Source organism: Propioniciclava sp. LT432 (assembly GCF_059515965.1).
The window spans coordinates 1-24607 of sequence record NZ_JCAKNE010000016.1; the positions used below are offsets into that span (position 1 = coordinate 1).

The 24607-nt window shown below is 71.4% G+C and carries 22 protein-coding genes; 16 read left to right on the plus strand and 6 right to left on the minus strand.

Going from position 1 to position 24607, the window contains the following annotated elements:
* From AC5YDV_RS10120 to AC5YDV_RS10145, 6 genes are all read left to right on the plus strand, one after another.
* The coding region (locus AC5YDV_RS10120) for a DUF222 domain-containing protein (RefSeq protein ID WP_496192480.1) at nt 1-1333 on the plus strand (1333 nt) is incomplete at its 5' end.
* A 130-nt stretch (nt 1334-1463) separates the two neighbouring features.
* Nucleotides 1464-2210, plus strand: coding sequence for a TIGR03936 family radical SAM-associated protein (locus AC5YDV_RS10125; RefSeq protein ID WP_496183125.1), 747 nt, complete (start codon nt 1464-1466; stop codon nt 2208-2210).
* Between the two features lie 198 nt (nt 2211-2408).
* The gene (locus tag AC5YDV_RS10130) at nt 2409-5417 is read left to right on the plus strand and encodes an Rne/Rng family ribonuclease (protein ID WP_496183124.1); all 3009 of its coding nucleotides are present in this window, start codon (nt 2409-2411) and stop codon (nt 5415-5417) included.
* A gap of 1 nt (nt 5418) precedes the next feature.
* Nucleotides 5419-6426 (plus strand): DUF2891 family protein, encoded by a 1008-nt coding sequence (locus AC5YDV_RS10135; protein WP_496183123.1) that lies wholly within the window; start codon nt 5419-5421, stop codon nt 6424-6426.
* Between the two features lie 37 nt (nt 6427-6463).
* Nucleotides 6464-7162: a response regulator gene (locus AC5YDV_RS10140; protein ID WP_496183122.1), complete on the plus strand. Its 699-nt coding sequence runs from the start codon at nt 6464-6466 to the stop codon at nt 7160-7162.
* A 10-nt stretch (nt 7163-7172) separates the two neighbouring features.
* The gene (locus AC5YDV_RS10145; RefSeq protein WP_496183121.1) at nt 7173-8273 is read left to right on the plus strand and encodes a sensor histidine kinase; all 1101 of its coding nucleotides are present in this window, start codon (nt 7173-7175) and stop codon (nt 8271-8273) included.
* Nucleotides 8274-8278: 5 nt separating this feature from the next.
* Here the strand turns inward: AC5YDV_RS10145 and AC5YDV_RS10150 are convergent, their stop codons facing one another.
* The 5 genes from AC5YDV_RS10150 to AC5YDV_RS10170 all read right to left on the minus strand — a co-directional run bounded on the left by AC5YDV_RS10150 (nt 8279) and on the right by AC5YDV_RS10170 (nt 15798).
* Nucleotides 8279-9325, minus strand: coding sequence for a 4Fe-4S dicluster domain-containing protein (locus tag AC5YDV_RS10150; RefSeq protein ID WP_496183120.1), 1047 nt, complete (start codon nt 9323-9325; stop codon nt 8279-8281).
* Entirely contained in the window at nt 9301-12513 is a 3213-nt protein-coding gene (locus AC5YDV_RS10155) for a molybdopterin-dependent oxidoreductase (RefSeq protein ID WP_496183119.1), read from the minus strand. The genes AC5YDV_RS10150 and AC5YDV_RS10155 overlap by 25 nt, the downstream gene beginning before the upstream one ends.
* Nucleotides 12510-13754 (minus strand): NrfD/PsrC family molybdoenzyme membrane anchor subunit, encoded by a 1245-nt coding sequence (nrfD, locus tag AC5YDV_RS10160; protein ID WP_496183118.1) that lies wholly within the window; start codon nt 13752-13754, stop codon nt 12510-12512. The genes AC5YDV_RS10155 and nrfD overlap by 4 nt, the downstream gene beginning before the upstream one ends.
* Before the next feature lie 13 nt (nt 13755-13767).
* Entirely contained in the window at nt 13768-14433 is a 666-nt protein-coding gene (locus AC5YDV_RS10165) for a 4Fe-4S dicluster domain-containing protein (protein WP_496183117.1), read from the minus strand.
* Between the two features lie 117 nt (nt 14434-14550).
* A complete protein-coding gene (locus tag AC5YDV_RS10170) occupies nt 14551-15798 on the minus strand; it encodes a DUF445 domain-containing protein (protein WP_496183132.1) in 1248 nt (415 codons plus the stop codon).
* Between the two features lie 95 nt (nt 15799-15893).
* On the opposite strand from AC5YDV_RS10170, the gene AC5YDV_RS10175 reads away from it, so the two are divergent.
* Nucleotides 15894-16712, plus strand: coding sequence for a PIG-L family deacetylase (locus tag AC5YDV_RS10175; protein WP_496183116.1), 819 nt, complete (start codon nt 15894-15896; stop codon nt 16710-16712).
* On the opposite strand, the gene AC5YDV_RS10180 is transcribed toward AC5YDV_RS10175, so the two are convergent.
* On the minus strand, nt 16672-17508 hold the full coding sequence (locus AC5YDV_RS10180) for a transglutaminase-like domain-containing protein (RefSeq protein WP_496183115.1): 837 nt from the start codon (nt 17506-17508) through the stop codon (nt 16672-16674). The two genes, AC5YDV_RS10175 and AC5YDV_RS10180, sit on opposite strands and share 41 nt — an antisense overlap.
* 44 nt (nt 17509-17552) lie before the next feature.
* On the opposite strand from AC5YDV_RS10180, the gene AC5YDV_RS10185 reads away from it, so the two are divergent.
* The 9 genes from AC5YDV_RS10185 (at nt 17553) to AC5YDV_RS10225 (ending at nt 24566) form a co-directional block, all read left to right on the plus strand.
* Nucleotides 17553-18191, plus strand: a complete 639-nt coding sequence (locus tag AC5YDV_RS10185) for an alpha/beta hydrolase family protein (RefSeq protein ID WP_496183114.1) — start codon at nt 17553-17555, stop codon at nt 18189-18191.
* A 141-nt stretch (nt 18192-18332) separates the two neighbouring features.
* Nucleotides 18333-18644 carry a 50S ribosomal protein L21 gene (rplU, locus tag AC5YDV_RS10190; RefSeq protein WP_496183113.1) on the plus strand — a complete coding sequence of 104 codons (312 nt, stop codon included), beginning with the start codon at nt 18333-18335 and terminating at the stop codon, nt 18642-18644.
* Nucleotides 18645-18656: 12 nt separating this feature from the next.
* Nucleotides 18657-18914 (plus strand): 50S ribosomal protein L27, encoded by a 258-nt coding sequence (rpmA, locus tag AC5YDV_RS10195; RefSeq protein ID WP_496183112.1) that lies wholly within the window; start codon nt 18657-18659, stop codon nt 18912-18914.
* A gap of 83 nt (nt 18915-18997) precedes the next feature.
* Complete coding sequence (locus tag AC5YDV_RS10200; protein WP_496183111.1) at nt 18998-19378, plus strand: RNA-binding S4 domain-containing protein; 381 nt, start codon at nt 18998-19000, stop codon at nt 19376-19378.
* 52 nt (nt 19379-19430) lie between these two features.
* A complete protein-coding gene (locus AC5YDV_RS10205) occupies nt 19431-20111 on the plus strand; it encodes a hypothetical protein (RefSeq protein WP_496183110.1) in 681 nt (226 codons plus the stop codon).
* A gap of 50 nt (nt 20112-20161) precedes the next feature.
* Nucleotides 20162-21664, plus strand: coding sequence for a GTPase ObgE (obgE, locus tag AC5YDV_RS10210; RefSeq protein ID WP_496183109.1), 1503 nt, complete (start codon nt 20162-20164; stop codon nt 21662-21664).
* A gap of 2 nt (nt 21665-21666) precedes the next feature.
* Nucleotides 21667-22797, plus strand: a complete 1131-nt coding sequence (gene proB / locus AC5YDV_RS10215; protein ID WP_496183108.1) for a glutamate 5-kinase — start codon at nt 21667-21669, stop codon at nt 22795-22797.
* A gap of 10 nt (nt 22798-22807) precedes the next feature.
* Nucleotides 22808-23278 (plus strand): nucleoside deaminase, encoded by a 471-nt coding sequence (locus tag AC5YDV_RS10220; RefSeq protein WP_496183107.1) that lies wholly within the window; start codon nt 22808-22810, stop codon nt 23276-23278.
* A gap of 46 nt (nt 23279-23324) precedes the next feature.
* The gene (locus AC5YDV_RS10225) at nt 23325-24566 is read left to right on the plus strand and encodes a glutamate-5-semialdehyde dehydrogenase (RefSeq protein ID WP_496183106.1); all 1242 of its coding nucleotides are present in this window, start codon (nt 23325-23327) and stop codon (nt 24564-24566) included.
* Nucleotides 24567-24607: the final 41 nt, after the last annotated feature.

Below are 24607 nucleotides of genomic sequence, written 5' to 3' on the forward strand. Positions count from 1 at the left end.
GGTCATGGAAGTCCTACCCCTGAGGAGTGCTCGCCAGGTGGCGGGTGAGTTGGTGCAGGTGCGCGAGAGTCGTCGTGCCCTGGAGGTTTGTGAGGTGGATCTGGTCGCCGAGTTGGTCGACCTGTACGACACGGTGCCCGAATCGCTGGTGGAGGGTGCCGAACGCCTGGTGGCGTCGGGGCACGACGGCACACCGGTGTTCGCCGAATTCCTCATCCTCGAACTCGCCGCCCTGATGGGCTTCTCGGCCGACAGTGCCCGCTCGCTGGTGTCGGACGTGGTGGACCTGCGGGAGCGGATGCCGCGGACGTGGGAGGCGTTGCATCGGGGCTTGCTGCCGGTGTGGCAGGCCCGCAAGCTGGCCCAGAAGACGAGCCTGCTCACCCTGTCGGCGTGCCGGGAGGTGGATGAGGCATTGTTCCCGGCACTGGGCCGCTTGGCGTGGCCACGCGTCTTGCGGAAGTTGGGGGGCCTGATCGTGGCGGCCGACCCCCAGGGTGCGATCGAGCGGGCCGACAGCAAGCGGTCGGAGACGTTCGTGCGGATCGTGCACGAGGGGGAGGGCATCTCGAGTGTGTACGCGCGCCTGCACAGCGAGGACGCCCTGGTCCTGGCGAACGCGGTCGAGACCCTCGCCCGGCAGAAGGTCACCGACGGGGCGACCGACCCCCTCGACCGGTTGCGCGCGCAAGCCCTGGCCGATCTCGCCAAGCCGAGCGACACCCCACTCCCCGGTGGTCTGCCGCGTCCGGAGGCGACGCTGGTGGTGCACGTGGTGCCGGGGAGCCCGTTGGCGCGGACCCAACTGGTCGGCCCGACCGCGAACCGGGGTGGCGGCGACCTGGGGGCCCTGCTGCTGGGGCAGGTCCGGGACCTCCTGCAACACCACCGGGTCCGCGTCCTGCCGGTCATCGACCTGGCCGACGATCCGGCGGTGGATGCCTACGAGGTGCCGGCCGGGATCGGTCGGCAGGTGGTGGTCCGGGACGGGTTCGAGGTGTTCCCCTTCTCGTCCCGGCCCGCGGCCGGCTGCCAACGAGACCACACCCAGTTCTGGCGCCACGGTCGGCCGCGGCAAACCAGGCCCAGCAACCTGGGCTGCCTGTCGCAGTTCGTGCACCGCGCCAAGACCCACGGCCAGTGGAAGTACGAGCAATCCGACCCGGGCCGGTTCACGATCACCAGCCCGCTCGGGTCCGGCTACGAAGTCACCCGGCAAGGCACCCACGTGACGCACCGGCACACCGAACACATCCCACCCCAACCCCTCACCATCACCGCCGGATTCATCCCCCGCACCGACCTCCCCACACCCCCCACCCGCACCACCTGACCCGCCACCAGAGCCCCGCGCGGGCAGCCACCACGACGGCAGCCCGGGAGCGAAGCATGCCGGGGGAGCCAAGCATGCCCGGGGGAGGGAAGCATGCCCAGGAGGGGCGTTGGACCTAGGATGATCAGCCGTGACAGAGCAACGACGCCAACCCGAGCAGCAGGCCCCGCCGGCGCAGAAGCTGCAGGTCCGTTACGCGAAGCGGGGGCGGGCGCGCTTCACCAGCCACCGGGACTTCCACCGTGCGTTCGAACGGGCCCTCCGTCGGGCGGGTGTTCCGATGGCGCTGAGTTCGGGCTACAACCCCCACCAGCGGATCTCGTTCTCCAACGCGTCCCCGACGGGTGCCGCCACCGAGGCGGAGTACCTGGAGATCAGCCTGAGTGTGGTCGTCGACCCGGACGCCGTGGCCACCGCCCTCAACGGAGCGCTCCCCGATGGGCTCGTCGTCCTGGAGGTCGTCCCGTCGCCGCCCGGCGGCATCGCTGATCGGCTCCAGGCGTCGACGTGGGAGATCCGTGTGGCCGGCTTGTCGCGACAGGTCCTGGAGTCCGCCGTGGCCGCGCTGCTGGCGTCCGACCACGCCGAGGTCGACCGCATGACCAAGACCGGCCTGCGCACCTTCGACGCTCGCGCCGCCATCATCGACCTGAGGGTGACGGGCGACGACACGCTGGTGCTCGTGTCCCGCCACGGCGTCCCGCTCGTGCGCCCCGATGACGTCCTGCAGGCGCTCGGCCGTGCTGACGAGGCCTTCGTCCCCGCCGAGCCTCCGTTGCTGACGCGACTGGCACAGGGGGAGTGGGACGGGAGCCGGACCGTGGGTCCCTTCGAGACGCCGGAACGGGACGCCGACGAGGCGGACCCGGGTGTCTAGCTGGGGTTTCGCCCTCGGGTGTGGAAGAATGACACCCAGGTTGGACGCCGCCCCCGGCGCCTGACCGGGCTTTAGCCGCGACGACCACACGTCGACCGCGGCGGCCCCGTCAAACCGCAAGCTTCGCCGTGTTCGGCCACGATGCCAGGGCACGGCGCACGTTTCGACAGGTGATCCTGTCGTGTAGAGGAGAGCACCATGCTCGATTCGGATGCCCCCGTCGGCGCACCCGCAGACTCCCAGCAGTCGTCCACGCCCGCGCCTCGGCGCCGCCGCGCGGCGAGCCGTCCGGCGGGGCCGCCCAAGGCCATCGAGACAGCGCCGGCCCCCGTCGAGATCGCGCCGGTCGAACCCGAGTCCGTCGAGGCGGAGTGGAGTGAGGTCCCCGTCGGCGCACCCGTGGTCGAGAGCCCGGCCGAACCCCTCTCCGACGGGGTCGCCACGTCTGACCAGGAGCCGTCTGCCGACGCCGAGGTCGAGTCGCCGGTGAGCCCGGTCGAGGCGGCGCTGGACGCCGACGACGCCGAGTTGGCCGACGAGCTCGCCCCGGCACAAGACGTGTCGGCCGAGGACGCACCCGTCGAGGAGGCAGCCGTCGACGAGACACCAGTCGAAGACGAGACACCAGTCGAAGATGCACCCGCCGAGGACAGGCCCGCCGAAGAGGCGCCCGCGCAGGCGCCACTTGCTGAGGACACGCCCGCCGAGGAGGCAGTCGCCGAGGAGCCCGCCCCGACTCCCCGACGCCGTCCGGCCCGTCGCCGTGGACGTCGCGTCGAGGCGGACACGAGCGCCGAAGCAGATCAGGCCGCCCGTGGCGCCGAGGCGTCGGATGCGCTGGGCGATGAACTGGCCCAGCTGGCTGCCGAGCGCCCGCGCCTCTCGGACGAGATGGCGAATCCCTTCCGCCCCGCCGATGTGTCGGCGGCCCTGGACAACTTGGCCGCGGCCATCGGGGGCGAGGACGGCCCGTCCGACCAGGACGAGGCCGACGACGACCGTGGTCCCGAGGATGCGGACGTGGACGACAGCGACACGGGCGACGAGGCCACGCCGCGTCGTCGTCGACGCCGTAGGGGCGGGCGCCGCCGCCGCCGGGGTGCGGACGCCGAGGACGCCGGCGACGACGCCGACAGCGAAGGCGACGCCGACGACGAGTCCGAGGAGGACCAGGGCGACTCCGGCGACGAGCAGGAGACCGACGCCGACCGCGAGGGGGACACGAGAGGGGAGGCCGGTGAGGCCGCGACCTCCAGCCGGCGTCGCCGCCGTCGCCGCCGTCGTGGTGAGGACACCGACGTGGACGCCGAGGAGGGCGTCGACGTCGTCGTGAAGGTGCGCGAGCCGCGCACCACCCGCACGCGTTCGGTCACGGACGAGATCACCGGCATCGAGGGCTCCACTCGCATGGAGGCCAAGCGCCAGCGCCGCCGCGAGGGCCGCGCTGCCGGACGGCGCCGGGCCCCCATCCTCTCCGAGGCCGAGTTCCTGGCCCGTCGCGAGGCCGTCGAGCGCCAGATGCTGATCCGCCAGGCGGACGACTACACGCAGATCGCCGTCATGGAGGACGGCATCCTCGTCGAGCACTACGTCGACCGCGACAGTTCGGCGTCCATGATCGGCAACATCTACCTGGGCCGGGTCCAGAACGTCCTGCCCTCGATGGAGGCGGCGTTCGTCGACATCGGTCGCGGGCGCAACGCAGTGCTGTACGCCGGTGAGGTCGACTGGGACTCCTTCGGGGTGACCGGTGACGACCGCAAGGTCGAGAAGGTGCTGAAGTCGGGTCAGTCGATCCTCGTCCAGGTGACCAAGGATCCGATCGGCGCCAAGGGTGCCCGCCTGACGGCGCACATCTCCATCCCCGGCCGCTACGTCGTCTACTGCCCGGGCGGCCAGCTGTCCGGCATCAGCCGTAAGCTCCCCGAGAGCGAGCGGGCGCGCCTCAAGGGGATCCTCGACGACGCCGTCGGCGAGGAGGCGAGCGTCATCGTCCGCACCGCCGCCGAGGGTGCCTCCCAGGAAGAGCTCGAGCGTGACGTGGCCCGCCTGCGCGCGCAGTGGGAGGTCATCGAGAAGAAGGTCAAGGCCGGCAACGCCCCGCAGCAGCTCTACACCGAGCCCGACCTGACCGTCCGGATCGTCCGCGACCTCTTCACCGAGGACTTCAGCGCGCTCGTCGTCGACGGCAACGGCCAGGGCGAGGACGCCTGGGACGCCATGGAGGCCTACGTCACCCACGTGGCCCCTCACCTGTCCGAGCGCCTCCGGCGCTGGGACCGCGCGACCGAGGGCGACATCTTCGACAAGTTCCGCGTGCACGAGCAGGTGGCCAAGGCGCTCGAGCGCAAGGTGCACCTGCCGTCCGGTGGTTCGCTCGTCATCGACCGCACCGAGGCCATGACGGTCATCGACGTGAACACGGGCAAGTTCACCGGCAGTCAGGGCAACCTCGAGGCGACGGTCACGTCGAACAACCTGGAGGCGGCCGAGGAGGTCGTCCGGCAGCTCCGCCTGCGCGACATCGGCGGGATCATCGTCATCGACTTCATCGACATGGTCCTGCCCGCAAACCGTGAGCTCCTGCTCCGCCGGCTCGTGGAGTGCCTGGGCCGTGACCGCACCCGCCACCAGGTCGCCGAGGTCACGTCGCTGGGCCTGGTCCAGATGACCCGCAAGCGCATCGGCACCGGGCTCGCGGAGGCGTTCACCGTCCAGTGCGAGAACTGCGCGGGCCGTGGTTACCACGTCCACGACGCTCCGGTGGCGTCGCAGGCGCACGCCGACGGCGGCGATCGTGACGCGGGCGGACGCCGTGGGCCCCGCACCCGCGGTGGTCGCTCCCGTGGTGGCCGACCCGACGGTGCTGCTGCTCCGGCCATGCCGGTGCACGCGTCACCGAGCACTCCGGTCCCGACGCCTCCGACCCACCCGTCGCCTCCCGCCCCGCACGTCGAGCAGGAGCACGTCGAGCAGGAGCACGTCGAGCAGGAGCACGTCGAGCAGGAGCACGTCGAGGCCGCCGAGCCGGTCTCGAACGACGTCCCGGCGGCACCGGAGGTCCCCGCAGTGCCCGAGGTTCCGGAGACGCCACAGGCGCCTGAGACACCCGACATTCCCGAGGTGCCCGCGACCCCCGACGTCCAGGACGTTCCTGACGCCGCCCCCGGCGAGCAGGTGGACACCGAGGGACCGGCCGAGGCCTGAGGTGACGCCCCACTGGCGGTCCGCGCACGCCGAGGAGTGGGCGAGGACCGTCGTCGCCGCCGTACGTCAGGTCTATCCGTGGGCGGCCCAACACACGGTGACGGGCCCGGACGACACGGACGCGACCCCGCAACGCCGGCACCCTGCGTTCCACGGCAGCTTCGACTGGCACTCGTGCGTCCACATGCTGTGGTCGGGCATGACGCTGCTGGCCGAGGCGTCCGACCAGCTTTCAAAGGCGACGCGCGACGACCTGGTCGCCCTGCTCGACGAGCGCCTCACCGCCGACAACGTGGCCACCGAGGTGGCACTGCTGCGACGGCGTCCCAGCTTCGAGCGTCCCTACGGGTGGGCCTGGGGGCTCCAACTGGCGGCGGCCGCCGCCGCCTCGGGCCACCAGGACTGGGCCAGGGCCACGAAGCCGCTGGGCGACCTGCTCACTGAACGGTTCACCGCTTGGCTCCCCACGCTGCACGCGCCGGTGCGCCACGGCGTCCACTCCAACACAGCGTTCGCGCTGCTGCTGGCCCGGGACGCCGCCGCCTCCGTCGGGTCCACGGTCACGGCCGGCGTCATCGACCGCCACGCCCGCGCGTGGTTCGGCGCCGATCGCCGCTACCCGATCGCGTGGGAGCCGAGCGGCCACGACTTCCTGTCGCCTGGGCTGTCAGAAGCCGTGCTCATGCAGCGCGTCCTCCCGACCGAGGAGTTCCGAGACTGGTTGGGCGCCTTCCTGCCCGGGCTGGCGGACGAGGGCGACCCCCTTCTGACCGCCCCGATGGGCGTCGACGCCACGGACGGCCAGACCGCGCACCTGCTGGGCCTGGCCCTGTCCCGAGCGTGGCACCTGCGCGAGCTCGCCGGCGTCCTCGACCCCGGAGCGACCGCGCGCATCGCTGCGGCGAGCTCCGCCGAGGTCGCTGCGGTGGCGTCCGAGATCACCTCGGGCGACTTCATGGCGACCCACTGGCTCGTCAGCTTCGCGCTCAAGGCCGAACTCGCCCACTAAGGTGGGCGGGTCCACCCTCGGTGTCGAAGGAGCGGCTGTGGGGCAGTGTGTGTTGGTCGTCGATGACGAGCGGCCCATCCGGACGATGCTGCGCGCCTACCTGGTGGATGCCGGATTCGAGGTCATCGAGGCGGCTCTCGGAACCGAGGCCCTCCGCAAGCTCGCCGCCCACCCCGTCGACCTCGTGCTCCTGGACCTGGGCCTTCCCGACCTCGGCGGCATGGACGTCCTGGCCGCCATCCGCGAAACCTCCCACGTCCCGGTGATCCTGGTCACCGCGCGCGCCGAGGAACTCGACAAGCTCACCGGTCTGGAGGCCGGCGCCGACGACTACGTCACCAAGCCGTTCAGCCCCCGCGAGGTGGTGGCGCGGGTGAACACGGTCCTGCGCAGGTCCGCCCGGTCCCGGGACAAGCCACCGTTGGACCCCGTGCTGAGCGTGGCCGGCCTCGTCATCGACCCGCGCACGCGGGTCGTCTCCGTCGACGGGGTCACCGCGACCCTGACCGCGCTCGAGTTCGACCTGCTGCACGCCCTGGCGTCCGATGCCGGCCGCGTCTTCTCGCGTGCCCAGCTCCTGGAGAGCGTCTGGGGCTACGACTTCTACGGGGACGAACGCGTGGTGGACGTGCACATCCGCCGCATCAGGGCCGCGATCGGGGACGACGCGGCCAACCCCCGGCTCATCGGGACGGTGCGCGGGATCGGCTACCGCCTGCTGGTCGACCCGACGTGAGGCGCCCGGCATGAGGAGGATGTCGTTCCGCCTCCTGGCGGGACACGTGAGCGTGGGCCTGCTCGGCGCCCTCGTCATGTATGTGGTGGTGCGCCTGCTGGCCCCGGAGATCTTCGACGCCGAACTGCGCCGTGTGGCACGGGCCGAGCTCGGCCTGGGCCCGGGTCCGGGCATCGCCGAGGACTTCGCGCGGACCGTGGACCAGGCGCTCATCGTGGGCGTCCTGGCGGGCGCCCTCGTCGCGGCCGGGGTCGGCGCGTTCGTCGCGTTCAGGGTGGGCCGGACGGTCGACCGGGTGCGCGAGGGCACCCGTCGGATCGCTGCGGGCGACTACAGCGCCGACGTTCCCGAGCCGGTCGAGACCGAGTTGGCCGAGATGGCGCGGAGCGTCAACAAGCTGGGCGCCACGCTCGCCGCGACGGAGGCCCGCCGCCTCCGGTTGCTCGGCGACGTCGCCCACGAGATGCGGACGCCGTTGACCATCATCGACGGCTACGTGGAGGGCATGATCGACGGCGTCCTGCCTCCGGACGCCGAGAACCTGAGTCAGCTGGCGTATGAGACGCGTCGGCTCCGCCGGCTGTCGGACGATCTCTCCTCCTTGTCGCGCGCCGAGGAAGGACACCTCGCGTTCAATCCCCGGCCCGTCGACCTCCGCGATGCGGTGCGGGGTCCGGCCGAGCGGCTGCGTTCCCAGGCCGACGACGCGGGCGTCACCCTCGCCGTGGACCTCGGCAGCGATCCCATCGAGGTCGTGGCGGACGCCGACCGCATCGCACAGGTCGTCACCAACGTGGTGGGCAACGCCATCCGGGCGACACCGGCCGGCGGCGTCATCACCGTCGAGGGACGCCGCAGCGGTGGTGAGGCGGTGCTCCGGGTGCGCGACACGGGCAAGGGCATAGCCGCCGAGGACCTGTCCCACCTCTTCGAACGCTTCTTCCGGGTCGGGGCGGACCGGGACGCGGGTGAGACGACCGGGTCGGGGATCGGCCTCACCATCGCTCGCACGATCGCCGAGATGCACGGCGGCACCCTGACTGCGGCGAGCGACGGTCCGGGGCAGGGGGCGACCTTCACGCTGCGCCTCCCGCGGGCTCCCGAGACCTGAGGGAGTCAGCCGAGGGCGGCCCAGACGTCGTCCAGCATGCCCCGCCTGCCACGGCAGCGGGCGCACCACTCGTCCTCGCCTGGCGCGAGGATCGCCCGGCAACGGGTGCACCGGTCTCGTCGCAGGGCGGCGACGGGCACGAGGGTGTGCGGCCCCGCGGTCCGGTCCGTCACCGCGACGACGTCCTCGGGGCAGACGCGGGCGCACTCGCCGCAGTCCACGCACGCGCGCGGGTCGAACTCGGCCCTGAGGCCGCCGGCCGTGTTCTCCCAGCGGATGGCCGTGGTGGGGCAGACCCGGGCGCAGGCCTCGCACCCCGTGCAGCCGGACCGGATCGCGAGCCGGGGGAGCGGCGCGTCCGGGGCGACCTCCAGCAGGAGGGCGCGTGGCGTCGCGGGCGCCGGCGTGGGTTCCGCCGCAGGGGCGCGGAAGAGGGACCGACGGCTGCGTGGGCGTCCGGCCGGTCGCGGTGCGCCGCGGTTGCGGCCGCCGTCCTCGCCCCGCTCCAGGAGGCTGTCGGTGAGGTGCACCTCGGGCGCCACGGACGCCGCCAGCGCCGCTCCCGCGCGCAGCACGCGGGCCACGTGCTCGATCGACGCGAGGGGGCAGGCCTCGCACACGCTCCGCTCCAGGACGAGAACCCCCCTGCCCAGGCGAGCAGCAGCCGCCGCGAGCGTCTCGGGGGCGATGGCTGCCAGACAGGGAACCAGCACACTGGGTGCGTGGGCGGGGGCGGCCACCTGCTGGGCGACCTGGCAGCGAACGACGGCGTCCCCCGGGCCCGCCAGGGCGACGCCGTCGGCGACGGTCGCCGCGTTCGGGCCGACGTCGGTCACCGCCCCCACCGGGCAGGCCGGGACGCACAGGCCGCAGCCGACGCAGGCGTCGGCGTCCAGCCGTGGCGGCTCGTCGCCGCCCGGAACGGTCCACGCACCCTTCGGGCAGGCAGCCGCGCAGGCGGCGCAGCCTGAGCCGCGCCGCCTGGTGCAGAGCTCCTCGCGCAGCGTCGGGCGCGGGAGCAGGGCCGTCAGATCCGTGACACCTCCACCCACGTGTCGAGCTGGACGGCGCCGCCGCCGATGGGATCGCTCATGCCGCCGTGACCCAAGGTCACCACATCGTCGGGCAGGAGGTCGTTCACCGGGAACCCGACCGAGCGCGGGCCCGCGAAGCCGGTCTCCTCGTGGCCCGGCGTGACGGCCTGCGCGGCCTTGCCGTGGCCGTAACCGGTCTCCACGTCGATCGTCTTGCCATCGATGGTGATCGGGCGGGCACCATACCCACTGTGGCCGAACGTGGAGTCGGCCCCCACGACGCCGGGCCGGATCGACTCGGTCACCAGGGCCACGCCCTCGACCTCCGCGGACCCCGAACGGATGCGGACGCGATCCCCGCTGGCGATGCCGCGGGGGCCGGCGTCTGCGCCGCTGATGGTCAGGTAGTTGTTCGAGCGGACCTCGCGCAACCAGGGCGAGTTGGCGGTGCGGTAGGTGCCTTGGAAGCGCGCCTTCCAGCCGACCATCTGCAACGGCAGCCCTTCCCGAGGAACTGGTGACCCGTCGGAGCGCAGGGGCTCCCGCACGGCCGCGATCCCGTCGAACGCCTTGCCGGTCATCGGGTCCTTGGCGGCCGCCACCTTGGGGGCGTAGAAGGCGCACAGGCCCTCGTAGCGGTACTTCAGCCACTCGCCCTCGTAGCCGTTCTCGTGGTTCTTGCCTCCGTGGCCCTCGAACCGGCCGCCCCGGTTCAGGACGTAGACCACCTTCGCCCACTCCTCGGGCTTGACGGCGGCCTTCCAGCCCTTCTCGTCGAAGGCCTCCTTGAGGTGCTTGGTGCGCGTCTCGGTGAAGATCCGCAGTTCCTCGGGGTCGGCGTCCGGCACGGGGGCCTTGCCCGCGTGGGCGACGTTCGCGGCCATCTTGAGCCAGTAGTCCTCGACCGTGTTGAAGTGGGCGCCCGGACCGAACGCGTCCTGCCCCACACCGGGCAGCTTGAGGGCCTTGGCCAACTCCAGGTAGAACCACTCCACCGGACGCGGCCCCTCGACGGCACGCAGCGTGGGTTGCCCGAGTTGCGTGACGGCGTACTGCTGGACCGGGTAGATCCCCTCCTGGGTGAACCGCTCGAGGTAGCTCGGGTCGGGCAGCACGTAGTCGGCGTGCTGGGAGGTGTCACCCATGACGAGGTCGAAGCTGACGATCAGCTTGATGTTCTCGGTGTCGTGCATCATGTCGGCCTGGCGGTGCCCGCCGGGGGACGAGTTGAGCGGGCTGTGCCGGTGGATGAACAGGGCGTCCAAGTTGTACGGGTAGCCCGCCACCGCGCTGGGGATGACCTCGTGGCACACGTTCGAGGGGAACTGGAACCAGCGACGCTTGGCGGGGTAGCCGTCCGCCTTGAAGAAGCCGGTGTCCTCGTACTTCACCTTCTCGCGCGTGACCGGGATGCCCCACGCCTGGTTCGGGTTGGCGACCTTCGCCAGGTCGTAGCGTCCCGCCAGCGGGCTGAAGCCCTTCTGGCCCGTGATGTGACCGCCCTTCCAGTCGTGGTTGCCGATCAGGAAGTTCAGGTAGGCGATCGCGCGGACGGCGTCGAAGCCGTTGCCGTGCATGGCCGGGCCGCGGTAGCTGGTGATGGCGGCGCGCTTGCCGTGGGAGGTGAAGTTGCGGGCCACGTCGGCGATCGTGTCGACCTCGATGCCGGACGCCTCGGCCCACTCCTCGACCGTGCGTTCGTGCGCCCGTTCGGTCAGCAGACGGAACACCGACTTCGCCGTGATGGGGGCGCCGTTGACCGTGAGCTGGACCTCCACGTCGAGGTCGGCCGGGCCCGCCGCCGTGGCGGTGCCGACGGGCACTCCGCCCACGAGGCAGACGGGCTCGCCGTCCGGTGCCTTGCCGGTGGCCGGGTCGGGCTGGGGTGCCGGCGCCAGGCCGAGGTCCGCCGCGGTGAGGTAGGGACGCTTCGGGTCGGTCGTGTTGACCAGGAAGGACGCGTCCGACCAGGTCGGCTCCCCGGCCGCGTTGGCCGAGGCCTTGTTCGGCTGCCTGAGGTACTTCTCGTCGTAGCGCTTCTCGTCGATGATCCAGCGGATCATGGCCCACGCCAGGTCGGCGTCGTGGCCGGGCCGCACGGGGAGCCACGCGTCGGCCTTCTCCGCCGTCTTGGACATGCGGGGGTCGACCACGACCATCTTCATGCCCAGCTCGCGGGCGCGGCCGATCCGTGGCGCGAGGTACGTCGGTCCCTTGTTGGCGGTGAGGGGTTCGGCACCCCACACGATCAGGTAGCGGCAGTAGTCGATGTCGGCGTACATGCGCTGGAAGTTGGTCGTGGGGTGGGACTGTGCGTTCGCCACGACCCCGGACAGGCCGCAGGTGCCACCGTGGTTGAACTGGTTGATGGTGCCGAAGGTCTGCAGGGCCATCCGGGCACCGATGAGGGCCATCCGATCACCGCCCATGATCGCGAGGCGGTTGGAGCGGGGGCCCAGTTCGGGGCGCTTGGGGTCGAGCAGCTTGTCGCCCCACTTCGCCTCGAAGTCGGCTGCGGTCATCGTGCCGTCCTTGACGGCCTTCCAGTCGTCCATGACCGGCTTCTTGGGCGCGAACTTGATCGTGTCGCGCAGGCCGGGCGTCCCCAGGGCGGGACTGCCGTCGAGCACCTCGGCCAGTGCCTCCTCCCACGTGATGGTCTGCCACTGGCCCGAGCCGCGCGCGCCCACGCGCCGCAGCGGCTGGGTCAGCCGCATCGCGTCGTGTGCGACCTGCAGGCCGGCCTGGCCCTTGAGGCAGATCATGCCGCCGGAACGGGAACGGGCCTCGGTCGCCATGGTGCCGATGCCGCGCGCGGCGTCCGCGGGCGGCGTGTCGTAGGGGATCGGGCCGATCGGCTGGGTCGTCAGCGCGGAGTACGGGTTGCCCGCGATCTTGCGGACGAGGGCCGTCGCCCCGAGGCCCTCGGGGGCCTCCTCGAGGCGCACCTTGATGGTGCAGAACGAGTTGCACTGCATGCACATCGAGTGGATGACGTCGGTGGGATCGTAGGTGTCGGCCTCGTCGCCGGTGCCGTGGGCGACCGCCTGGGTGAACGGATCCCGGAACCCCTCGTGGAACATCCCCCCGATGGCTGCCACGCCGCCGACTCCGGCGGCGGTGCCGATCACGGCGCGCCGGCTGATGCCGCCGCGAGGCTTGCCGTCGGGCTCGGGCTGGTTGTGGTCGGTGGTGGTCGCGGTCATGCGGCAAGCTCCTCGTTCAGGACGTGCTCGTCAGGGTCGGGATCGTGGATGGGTTGCCACTCGGACACGAGGCTGTAGGCCAGCGCCCCGCCGGCGCACAGGAAGGCGATGACCCCCCACTCGGTCAGGGTCGGGAAGTAGTCGTTCACCGGGTAGCCCTCGATGATCGGGGGGATGAGCGGCGGCACGACGATGTTGAACCGGACGCCGACGATGCCGACGACGACCATCATCGCGGCGGTGACCAGCCAGCCGGCGCTGCTCTTCAGCGGCGACAGGCAGATGACGAGCGCGGCGACGAGGAAGCCGATCTGGAAGAGCCAGAAGCTCCAGGCGTAGGGCCCGGACGCCATGATCGACATGATCGACTTGTCCGTGTGCTCGAAGGACAGGATCGGGACGATGTACTCGTAGAACATGAGGCCCAGGTCGACGAAGATCGCACCGACCAGGACTGTGGAGAGCTGGCGCATGAGCTTGCCGTCCGGCCTCTTGCCGGCACCGCGGCGCTGCCAGTAGTGGATCGCCATGACCAGCGCGGTTCCGGACACGACGGCCGAGACGACGAACACGATCGGGAACAGGCCGCCGAACCACATGCCGCGTGCCTTGACGACGGCGAAGATCGTGCCGGTGCCGCCGTGGACGCCGAAGATCGCCAGGGGCACGCCGATGATGCCGAGGATCCGCATCCACCGGTGGGCCTTGGCCGGCTCCATCGTGCGGCGCTGCAGCATGAGCGCGAAGACGAGTTCAGCCGTGAGCAGGGCGATGTACATCGTGTAGAAGCGCACCTCCCAGCTCAGCGGTGAGGTCCAGTGGAAGTAGACCAGGGTGATGAGCGCCCGGTCGACGCGCCCGAGGTCGAGGCCGATGAACGCCAGCGCCACGCCCATGCATACGATGGCTGAGAGCAGGGCGGCCCGGCCGATCTTCTCGTACTGGGTCATGCCGAACACGTAGATCAAGCTGGACAGCAGGAAGGCGCCGGCCGACAGGCCGACGAAGAAGATGTAGAACGCCACCCAGGCACCCCAGGGCATCTGCGAGGTGAGGTCGGTGACGGACACGCCGTTGATGAGGCGGCTGAGCATCGGCCAGGCACCCAGGGCGAGCACGACGGCGAGGAAGCCGTACCAGAGCTTGCGGTTGCGGGGCGTGAGGAACGGCTCGTGGCGGACGTAACTCCACCAGTGATTGGCGGATTTCGTGGTGGTGCGTGGCGCAGTCGCGGTCGACATGGATTCGGCTCCTTCAGCGCAGGTAGTAGACGCGGGGTTGGGTTCCGAGCTCCTCCTTGAGCCGGAAGGCCCTCGGCGAGGCGGCCAGCTTCGAGACGACGCTGGTGGGGTCGTTCAGGTCGCCGAAGTAGCGGGCGTCGCCGATGCAGGTTTCGCAGCAGGCGGGTTCCTCGCCGCGCTCCAGACGGTGCATGCAGAAGTTGCACTTGCGGACGGTGCCCATGGGCGCCTTCCACGTCTCACGGGAACCGCGGTCGACGCCGTACTCGGGCGATTGCAGCGCGTCGGCGCCGGTCACCTCGGCCGCGTAGGACTCGCCGAAGTCGAAGCTGCGCGCACCGTACGGGCACGCGGTGATGCAGTAGCGACAACCGATGCAGCGATCCCCGTCGATCACCACGATGCCGTTGTCGTGCTTGTAGGTCGCGTTGACCGGACACACCGTCACGCACGGCGGTTCGTCGCACTGCATGCAAGGTCGTGGGATGTTGACCCGGCGCACGTTGGGATACGTGCCGGTCTCCTCCTCGATGACCACGTTGTAGCTGACCCCCGGTGGGGTTCGGTTCTCCGCCTTGCAGGCGACGGTGCATGAGTCACAGCCGACGCATTTCTGCAGGTCGATGACCATGCCCCAGCGGGGCCCTTGGCTCTTGGTGGCGGTGGTCGGATCGGCCATCCCTGATGTCCTCCTGGTGGGCAACGTTGTCCTGCTGCCGACCCTAGGAAGGACCGCGTCGGGCCGCCCGCCGGAACCGTGAAGTTTCCGTGAAGTCGAGGAAGGGGCTCGCGCGGATCAGATGACGAGCTGGCTGATCGCGTGGATCACGAGCCCAGCCAACGCACCGACCACGGTGCCGTTGATGCGGATGAACTGCAGGTCGCGGCCCACGTAGAGCTCGATGCGCTCGCTGGCGTCCCGGCCGTCCCACCGCTGGATGGTGTGGCTGATGACCGAGCTGAGCTCGTTGCCGTACGTGGTGACGAGCCACGCCAAGGCGTCCGAGGCCGTGGTGTCGACACGCTCGGTCATCGTGGGGTCGCTGAGCAGGGACTCGCCCAGGTCCTGGACGCCGCGGATGGCCCGTTCGCGGAGACCGGACTCCTCGTCGTCCAGTGCCGACTCCAGGCTGTTGCGCACCGAGGCCCACAGGGAGACGACCGTCGCTCCCACCTGCGGATGGGTGAGCAGGCGCGACTTGAGGGCCTCGAAGCGGTCCTGGACCGCGGGGTCCGCCTGCAGGTCGCCGGCGATGCGGAGCAGCAGGTTGTCCAAGCCATGGCGGGCCGTGTGCTCGGGGTCGTCCCGGACGTCGGCCACCCAGTCCAGGGCCTGCCAATACAGCGCGGAGACGACGCGCTGGTTGACGAAGTGCGGCGACCACCGTGGGGCACGGTCGTGCAGGATGGCCGTGAACGCCGTCGGGTTCTTGGCCAGCCACTTGTGGAGCTCGCGGAAGAGGAGGTCGACGAGCCCCTTGTGGGCGCGGTCGGCCACGATGCCGTCCAGGAGCGCCCCGGTGATCTGGGAGACGGGCTCGCGGTCGAGCCGGGGGAGGACCACGTCGAGGGCCAGGGCACGGACGTCCTCGTCCTTGACGCGGTGGAGCAGGGCCCGCGCCACCCGGACGCCCTCGGCCACGATCCGCCGGGCGTGGGCCTCATCCCGCAGCCAGCCCCCCAGGCGGTGCGCCAGACGGGCGTCGGCGATGCGCTCGCGGACGACCTCCTCGGTCAGGAAGTTGCTGGCGAAAAAGGACTGCAGCGACCCGGCGAGCTCGTCCTTCTTGCGCGGAATGATCGCGGTGTGGGGGATCGGGATGCCCAGCGGATAGCGGAACAGCGCGGTCACGGCGAACCAGTCGGCGAGGGCGCCCACCATCGCCGCCTCCATCATGGTGTTCACGTACCCCCACACCCCGGAGTGGTCCAGGCGGAGCGTGGCCAGGTACAGGACGGCGGCCAGGAGGAGCAGTGACAGGGCGATCGCCTTCATTCGCCTCAAGCGCGCCAGGCGCTGCTCGTCACCGGCGGACATGGTCATCAGCTGCACCCGTCCAGCATTCCACGTCACGAGGGGCGGGACCCGGGCAGGATCCCCGGTCCGCCCCTGAGGGGGACTGTCTAGACTGACACCCCATGTCGACCATCGTGTTCGTGCACGCGCACCCCGACGACGAGGCGAGCCAGACCTCCGCGTCGATGGCCCGCCTCTCCGCGGAGGGGCACCGTGTCGTGGTGGTGTACGGCACCGGGGGCGACCATGGCACGATTCCCGAGGGCCACGAGGGCGACCTCGCCGAATTGCGTCGAGCCGAGGCGAAGGCGTCCGCCGCCGTCACGGGAGCGCAACGACTGGTCTGGCTCGACCACCGCGACTCGGGCATGACCGGCTGGGACACCAACGAGCATCCGGACGCCTTCATGAACGCCGACGTGGACGCCGTCGCCCGTGCGATCGCCGACGTGCTCGACCAGGAGGACGCCGACGCCGTCGTGGGCTACGACTGGCACGGCGGCTACGGGCACCCCGACCACGTCATGGTGCACAAGGTGACGAGCCGCGCCGTCGAGCTGGCCGCGCGGCGCCCCCGGTACCTGGAGGTCAGCATGAACCGCGACCTCGTCCGCGCACTGTTCAGGCGTGCCGTCGAGGCCGGGGCGGATGGTTCCGAGTGGGACGTCGACGCCCCCATGGATGACGGGAACCCGCTCGGGACCCCGGAGGCCGAGTTGCACTGGGCGGCCGACCTCACCGACCACCTTCCCGCCAAGCGGGCGGCCCTGGCCGCCCACGCGTCCCAGCCCGACGCCGCGGGCCTGCTGGCGATGCCCGAGCAGGCCTTCGACGCGATGTTCGGGGTGGAGCACTACATCGAGCCAGGGCGCCCCGAGGGCATGGTCAGGGCCTGGCCGTTCACCCAGGAGCGTGCGCCGGGTCGACCTCGTGGCAGGTGACGACCATCTGCTTGAGCCGGGGTCTGCCGAAGTTGGTGAGGAGCGGCACGTCCGCGGCGTCCCGACCGTGGCCGATCTTCACGTGGCCCTTGCGCGGGACGTTGTGGCGGGGGTCGATGGTCCACCACCGGTCCCGGAACCACACCTCGGCCCAGGCGTGGAAGTCCCGGCTCCCGGCGGCCTCGATCGTGACGTCCAGCACGGGGAGGTAGCCGGACACGTAGCGCGCCGGGATGTTGAGGGCCCGGCAGAGGGCGACGAACGTGTGCGCGAAGTCCCGGCAGATGCCGAACCCGCTGGTGAAGGTGTCCAGCGCCGACCAGGCCGAGGTCGTGCTGCCGCTGCGGTACTCGGTGTGCCCGTGCACCCAGTCGGAGACGTCCAGGGCCCGCTGGAGGGTGCGCGGACCCGTGCCGAACAGGCGCCAGGCATCCGCGCTCAACAGGTCGGACTGGCAATAGCGGGAGGGCCACAGGTACGTGAGGACGGCGTCGGGCAGTTCCAGCGGAGGGACCTGCTCGGCCGTCGGGTCCTGCTCGTCGACGGTGTCCGGCACGGTGGCGGTCGCCGTCCACTCGAACACGGACTCCCCGGCCGGGAGCATGAGCTTCCGTCCGCGGTTGCCGTAGAGGTCGGTCCACACCGTGGGCACCATGGATTCGTCGCTGGTCGTCCACGTCGGGTCGCTCACGACGACGCCGTTGCCTCCCTGCGCCTCGATCAGGGTGAACGTTGACGTGGGCCACTCGGCCACATGGGTGAAGCGGCCCCCCAGGGCCAAGGTGCGGGTGTTCATTCTGCTCCGGTCCTCCGAGACACGCGGGTGAGAGGATAGCGCGCATGAGCGCCGCGACCGTCCTCGACCTGGACACCCCCGACGGCCCCGGACGCCTCCACGTCGACGCACCCGCCGATCCCCGCGGCGTCCTGCTGGTCGGGGGCGGCCACTCGGGTCAGGTCGACTCCGTCGACCTGCTGGCGCTGGCACGTGGGCTGCCGGCCCGAGGCTGGGCGGTCGTCCGGTACGAGCTGCCCTGGCGGGTGGCCGGCAGGAAGGTGGGGCCGCGGCCCCCGGCGTCCGACCCGGCCTGGCTCGTCGGGGTGGACGCCGTGCGCGCGGCCTGGCCGGGGCTGCCGCTGGTCACGGGCGGACGCTCCGCCGGGGCCAGGATCGCCTGCCGCACCTGGGACGCGGACCTCGCCGGCGTCGTCGCCCTGAGCTTCCCCCTGCACCCGCCGGGCAGGCCCGAGGCATCGCGGCTGGGGGAGTTGCAGCCGGTCGGCGTCGATGTCCTGCTGGTTTCTGGCGCCCGGGACCCGTTCGGGTCACCCGACGAACTGTCGGACACCCTGGGGCAGGGCCACGCGGCTGGACGGGAGCTGGTCGTCGTCCCCGGGGCCACCCACTCATTCCCGTCCCGGACGGCCCCGGCGGTCGTCGCGGCTGTGCTGGATTGGCTCGGGCGGCGCCCAGTTTGACCGGCGCGGGCGCGGCAGCGTAATCTTGACCCCCGGTGCCCGTGCGGGCGTGCGATCAACCGTCGCTCCCGGCACCGCGTGAATGAGGCGCTTCGTCGCCGAATTCGACACAGACGACACATTCAGGAAAGCAGGTCAGGCGTGTACGCGATCGTGCGCAGCGGCGGACGCCAGCACAAGGTGGCTGTCGGTGATCTCCTCACCGTCGACAAGATCGTCGACGCCGAGGTCGGCTCCACCGTCAACCTCACCCCGCTCATGGTGGTCGATGGCGATGCCATCACCACGGAGTCGGACAAGCTGGCCAAGGTGTCCGTGACGGCGGAGGTCATCGCCGAGCACAAGGGCCCCAAGATCCGCATCCTCAAGTACAAGAACAAGACCGGGTACAAGAAGCGCCAGGGCCACCGCCAGCGCTACACCCGTGTCAAGGTCACCGGCATCGAGAGCTGAGGGAGAACCGAGATGGCACACAAGAAGGGCGCATCGAGCTCCCGCAACGGTCGTGACTCGAACGCACAGCGCCTCGGCGTGAAGCGCTTCGGCGGCGAGGTCGTGAACGCGGGCGAGATCATCGTCCGCCAGCGCGGCACCAAGTTCCACCCGGGCGACAACGTCGGCCGCGGCAAGGACGACACCCTGTTCGCCCTCAAGGAGGGCACCGTCGAGTTCGGCGAGCGTCGCGGTCGCAAGACCGTGAACATCGCGCTGGCCGACGCCTGAGCGAATTCGTGACAGCGGGGGTGGCCTTCGGGCCGCCCCCGCTTCGCATGTCCCGTCCGGGGACCGAGGGGTAGGGTCTCGCCATGGCTCGTCTGGACGCGTGGTTGTGGTCGGTACGCCTGTACCGGACGCGCTCGGACGCCACCGCGGGCGTCCGGGGCGGCCACGTGCGTGTCAACGACAAGCCGGCCAAGCCGGCGCAGGTGGTCGTGACGGGCGACACGATCCGGGTTCGGCGGGCCGACGAGGAGCGCATCGTCGAGGTCGTCGACCCGACGCTGACCAAGCGCGTGGGTGCTTCGTTGGCGCAGCAGGCCTACCTCGACCACACGCCGGCCAAGCCGCCGCCGATCCCGGAGATGACGGGCAAGGTGGCCGTGCGCGACCGCGGGGCCGGACGTCCGACCAAGAAGGAACGGCGCGTGATGGACGCGTTCCGCGGCGGGGAACGGAAGCCGAGCTGACCCCACACCTGCGAGCGACGACGCCGGCCGGCCCCGTGCCTACACTCGACCCATGCGCGCGCGTGCGCTCGCGGCACTGGCCGCCCTCGGCGCCCCGCTCCTGCTGACGGGCTGCACGCTCGTCGGGACGGTGGTGGTGCGGAGCCCGGCCCTGGTGCAGGTCGACCTCACCTACACCCCGGACGCCAGCGCCGAACTCGTCCGCCGTGGGGTGGCGGGTTGCCTGCTCGACAGCACGACGATCCCCACGCTCGACTTCACCCGCGAGGTGGACCCGGGCGGGCAGTCGGTCTGTCGGATCCGCGGGCACGCACGAGTGGACGACCTGCAGCGCTACTTCGGCGTGATGCGCCGGGTGGGGGAATACGTCCAGGTCGAGTTCTACCCCGCGGGGCGCGTCCCCGACGACGTGGCCGAGTACACGCTGCGGCGGTTCAACGGCCTGGACGTGACGGTCACCTTCCCGGGTGAGGTCGCCGAGCACAAGGGCGGTCTGGTCACCGGGACGAGCATCCGCTTCGCGAACCGGACCGAACTGGTCGACAACCGAGGCCTCTCGGCCTCGGCGCGCCTGACCGCCACCACCGGCGAGGACGCACGGCCTCCCGTCTCGTGGGTGGAGCTGGCGATCGGGGCGGGCGGGCTGCTCGCCGGCGCGGTGGCGGGTGCGTGGTGGGGCCTCGGGGCGGCACGTCGGCGTCCGACCCCGCCGGAGGACTGGGCGCACCCGTGACCCGGTAGAATCCACTGGTCCGTCCCTCGCCTGCTGACCGGAGTATCACCATGGCCATCCCGTCCTTCGTGGATCGCGCGACCCTGCGCGTGTCCGGTGGCAATGGCGGCCACGGCTGCACGTCGGTCCACCGCGAGAAGTTCAAGCCGCTCGGCGGCCCCGATGGCGGCAACGGAGGGAACGGCGGCTCCGTCATCCTGCGTGTCGACCCCGGCCTGACGACGCTCGTCGACTACCACCGGCAGTCGCAGCGGCGGGCCACGAACGGCGCCCCAGGGGAGGGTGACCACAAGCAGGGCGCCAACGGCGATGACGTGGTCCTGGCCGTGCCCGAGGGGACGGTCGTCTCCGACGCCGACACCGGCGAGGTCCTGGCCGACCTGGTGGGCGCGGGCGACGAGGTCGTCGTCGCCGCGGGTGGCAAGGGGGGACTCGGCAACGCCGCCCTCGCCACGTCGGCGCGCAAGGCGCCCGGCTTCGCCCTGCTGGGCGAGGAGGGCGAGCAGCGCACCATCACACTCGAGCTCAAGGTGCTCGCGGACGTGGGCCTGGTCGGCTTCCCGAGCGCCGGCAAGTCGTCTCTGATCGCCGCGATCTCCCGAGCGCGGCCGAAGATCGCCGACTACCCGTTCACCACGCTCGTCCCGAACCTCGGCGTGGTCGTGGCGGGCGAGACGACCTACACCGTCGCGGACGTGCCCGGCCTGATCGAAGGTGCCTCCGAGGGTCGCGGGTTGGGCTTCGACTTCCTGCGTCACATCGAGCGCTGCCAGGCGATCGTGCACGTCATCGACTGCGCGACGTACGAGCCGGGACGCGACCCGGTCTCCGACCTCGACATCATCGAGGGCGAGCTCGCCGCCCACGGCGGCCTGGAGGACCGTCCGCGCCTGGTCGCCCTGAACAAGGTCGACATCCCCGACGCCGCCGACCTCGCCGACCTCGTCGCGCCCGAGATCGAGGCGCGCGGCCTGAAGGTGTTCCGCATCTCGACGAAGTCCTCCGAGGGCCTGCAGGCGCTCACCTTCGCGATGGCCGAACTCGTCCGCGAGCGGCGGGCCGCCCAGCCCAAGGTCGAGGCGAAGCGCATCGTGATCCGGCCCGAACCCGTCGGGGGCACCGGGCCGGAGTTCACCATCCGTCGCATGGGGGACGGCGAGGGTGGCTTCGTGTGGCGGGTGGAGGGAGCCAAGCCCGAGCGCTGGGTCAAGCAGACCGACTTCACGAACCCCGAGGCGGTCGGCTACCTCGCCGACCGGTTCACCCGCCTCGGCATCGAGGACGAGCTGCTGCGCATCGGCGCCCGGCAGGGGGACGCGGTGGCCATCGGCGCCGGCGACGACCCGGTCGTGTTCGACTTCGCGCCGCAGGTGCAGTCGGGTGCCGAACTCCTGACCCGTCGCGGTGACGACGAGCGGCTCCACGCGGAGCGGGCCTCGGTGGCCCGTCGCCGCGAGATGGACGCCGAGTACCACGCGGCCAAGGCGGCGGCCGAGGGCCTGCCCCGCGACCCGAACAAGAGCTGGCGCGTCGACTTCAACGAGGAGGACTGAGGGTGGGAGACCCCATCCGCAGGTCGGTGGGCGAGGCCCGGCGGATCGTCGTCAAGGTCGGCAGCTCCTCACTCACCGATGCCCATGGTCGCCTCGACATGGCGCACATGAACGCTTTGGTGGACGCCATCGCCGCGGCCCGGGCGTCCGGCCGGGAGGTGGTCGTCGTGTCGTCGGGTGCGGTCGCCGCGGGGATCGACCCGCTCGGCATGCGGGCCAAGCCGCGCGACCTCGCCACGCGCCAGGCGGCGGCGTCCGTGGGGCAGGGCCTGCTGCTGGCCCGGTACACGTCCTTGTTCGCCGCGCACGGCCTGACCGTCGGGCAGGTGCTGCTCACCGTCGAGGACATCGCGCGGCAGGCCTCCTACTCCAACGCGCTGCGCACGTTCACGCGCCTGCTGGAGCTGGGGGTGGTGCCGGTCGTCAACGAGAACGACACCGTCGCCACCAACGAACTGCGGTTCGGCGACAACGACCGGCTGGCCGCCCTCGTGGCGCACGTCGTGCGGGCCGACGCGCTGTTCCTGCTCTCCGACGTGGAGGCGCTCTACACGGACCATCCATCGCGTCCGGGGGCCCGGATGATCACGGACGTGGCCGAGGTCGAGGACCTCGTGGTCGACACCTCGCACGGAGGCTCCTCGGTGGGCACCGGAGGCATGGCCACCAAGCTGGAGGCCGCGCGCATCGCCACCCACGCGGGTATCACGACGGTGCTGGCGTCGGCCGGCAAGGTGGCGGAGGCGCTGTCGGGTGAGCCGGTGGGCACGCTGTTCCACCCCTCCGGACGCCGCCGCTCCCGCAAGATGCTCTGGCTGGCCTACGCCTCCCACGTCGCCGGTAAACTCACCCTGGACGAGGGGGCCGTCCGCGCGGTCGTGGAGCGCAAGGCGTCCCTGCTGCCGGCCGGCGTGACCGGCTTCACCGGCGACTTCTCCGCGGGCGACCCCGTGCGCCTCGACGGGCCCGACGGCCAACTCGTCGGCCACGGGATCGTCAACTACGACTCCCGTGACCTCCCCGCGATGCTGGGACGCTCCACCAAGGACCTGGCCGCCGAGCAGGGGCCGGAGTTCGAGCGTGAGCTGGTGCACCGGGACGCCCTCATCCTGCGGAAGAAGTTCCGCGGCTAACCTGAGGGCCATGCCCATCGACCCGACCGACCGACGCTTCCTGACGCTCGCCGTCGACCTGGCCGAGCAGGCCCTCGTGAGCGGTGACGAGCCGTTCGGCTCCGTGCTGGTCTCCGACGGCGACGTCCTGTTCGCCGACCACAACCACGTCGCCGCGGGGGACCGCACCCGACACCCCGAGTTCGCCATCGCGAAGTGGGCCGTGGAGAACCTCAGCCCCGAGCAGCGGGCCGCCGCCGTGGTGTACACGTCCGGCGAGCACTGCCCGATGTGTGCCGCCGCGCACGGCTGGGTCGGCCTGGGCCGGATCGTCTACGCGTCGTCGTCGGCACAACTGGGGGAGTGGCTCGCCGAGTGGGGCGTCCCGGCCGGGCCGGTCGCGGCGTTGCCGATCACGACCGTCGTGCCCGGTGCCGTCGTGGACGGGCCGGACGACGAACTGGCCGACCGCGTCCGGGAGCTGCACCGTCGCCGGTTCTGATGGACCGTCCATCGCACGCCCGACCGCGCTCATTACCATGGCTGGCATGACCTTCCACGACCAGGCCCTGGCCGCGCGCACGGCGTCCCGTGTGCTGGCGACCGCCTCCCGCGCCACCAAGGACGCGGCGCTGAACGCGATGGCGGACCGCCTGCTGGCCGCCGAGGACGCGATCCTCGCCGCGAACGCCGAGGACGTGGCCGCGGCCGAGGCGTCCGGCACGACCGCTGCTCTGATCGATCGCCTGCGCCTCACCCCGCAGCGCCTGCAGGGCATGGCGGACGGGCTCCGCCAGCTCGCCGGGTTGCCCGACCCCGTCGGCGACGTCGTCCGGGGCTGGACCAACCCCAACGGGGTGAACGTCCGTCAGGTCCGCGTGCCGTTCGGCGTGGTCGGGATCATCTACGAGGCGCGCCCGAACGTCACCGCGGACGCCGCCGGCATCGCGCTGAAGTCCGGCAACGCGGCGCTGCTGCGCGGCTCGAGCTCGACGTTGGCGTCCAACGGTGCGGTCATGGACGCGCTGCGCGCCGGCGTGGCGGACGCCGGCCTGCCCGCGGATGCCTTCCAACTCGTCGAGGGGGACCGCTCGGTCACCGGTGAGATGATGGCGGCCCGCGGCCTGGTGGACGTCCTGATCCCGCGCGGCGGTGCCGGCCTCATCAACGCTGTGGTCGAGGGCGCCAAGGTTCCCGTCATCGAGACGGGCACCGGCAACTGCCACCTGTTCGTCGACGCGTCCGCCGACCAGGACATGGCGATCGAGATCCTCCTCAACGCCAAGACCCAACGGCCCAGCGTGTGCAACGCCGTTGAGACGCTGCTCGTGCACCGGGACGCCGCGCAGGAGTTCCTGCCCAAGGCGCTGGCCGCGCTGGCGGACGCCGGCGTGACCGTCCACGGCACGGACGCCGTGCAGGCGTTCTCGGACGCAGTGGTGCCGGCCGAGGAGGGCGAGTTCGACGACGAGTACCTCAGCCTCGACCTCGCGGCTTCGGTCGTGGACGACCTGGACGCCGCCATCGAGCACATCCGCGCGCACACGACGGGCCACTCGGAGACGATCGTCACCTCCGACCTGCGCAACGCCGACCGCTTCGTGGCCGAGGTGGACGCCGCGGCCGTGCTGGTCAACGCGTCCAGCCGGTTCGTGGACGGCGGGGAGTTCGGCTTCGGGGCCGAGATCGGCATCTCGACGCAGAAGCTCCACGCGCGGGGCCCGATGGCCCTGCCCGAGATGACCTCCACGAAGTACGTGGTGACCGGACGGGGCCAGACCCGCGCGTGAGACATTTCCGGGTGGAAGAACCCCGAGAATCCTTGGGGTTC

Coding starts and splice junctions, on each gene's coding strand:
- AC5YDV_RS10130 (WP_496183124.1), top strand. CDS start 2,409: ATGCTCGATTCGGATGCCCCCGTCGGCGCACCCGCAGACTCCCAGCAG.
- AC5YDV_RS10145 (WP_496183121.1), top strand. CDS start 7,173: ATGAGGAGGATGTCGTTCCGCCTCCTGGCGGGACACGTGAGCGTGGGC.
- AC5YDV_RS10155 (WP_496183119.1), bottom strand. CDS start 12,513: ATGACCGCGACCACCACCGACCACAACCAGCCCGAGCCCGACGGCAAG.
- nrfD (WP_496183118.1), bottom strand. CDS start 13,754: ATGTCGACCGCGACTGCGCCACGCACCACCACGAAATCCGCCAATCAC.
- AC5YDV_RS10165 (WP_496183117.1), bottom strand. CDS start 14,433: ATGGCCGATCCGACCACCGCCACCAAGAGCCAAGGGCCCCGCTGGGGC.
- AC5YDV_RS10170 (WP_496183132.1), bottom strand. CDS start 15,798: ATGACCATGTCCGCCGGTGACGAGCAGCGCCTGGCGCGCTTGAGGCGA.
- AC5YDV_RS10175 (WP_496183116.1), top strand. CDS start 15,894: ATGTCGACCATCGTGTTCGTGCACGCGCACCCCGACGACGAGGCGAGC.
- AC5YDV_RS10180 (WP_496183115.1), bottom strand. CDS start 17,508: ATGAACACCCGCACCTTGGCCCTGGGGGGCCGCTTCACCCATGTGGCC.
- AC5YDV_RS10185 (WP_496183114.1), top strand. CDS start 17,553: ATGAGCGCCGCGACCGTCCTCGACCTGGACACCCCCGACGGCCCCGGA.
- rpmA (WP_496183112.1), top strand. CDS start 18,657: ATGGCACACAAGAAGGGCGCATCGAGCTCCCGCAACGGTCGTGACTCG.
- AC5YDV_RS10200 (WP_496183111.1), top strand. CDS start 18,998: ATGGCTCGTCTGGACGCGTGGTTGTGGTCGGTACGCCTGTACCGGACG.
- AC5YDV_RS10205 (WP_496183110.1), top strand. CDS start 19,431: ATGCGCGCGCGTGCGCTCGCGGCACTGGCCGCCCTCGGCGCCCCGCTC.
- obgE (WP_496183109.1), top strand. CDS start 20,162: ATGGCCATCCCGTCCTTCGTGGATCGCGCGACCCTGCGCGTGTCCGGT.
- AC5YDV_RS10220 (WP_496183107.1), top strand. CDS start 22,808: ATGCCCATCGACCCGACCGACCGACGCTTCCTGACGCTCGCCGTCGAC.
- AC5YDV_RS10225 (WP_496183106.1), top strand. CDS start 23,325: ATGACCTTCCACGACCAGGCCCTGGCCGCGCGCACGGCGTCCCGTGTG.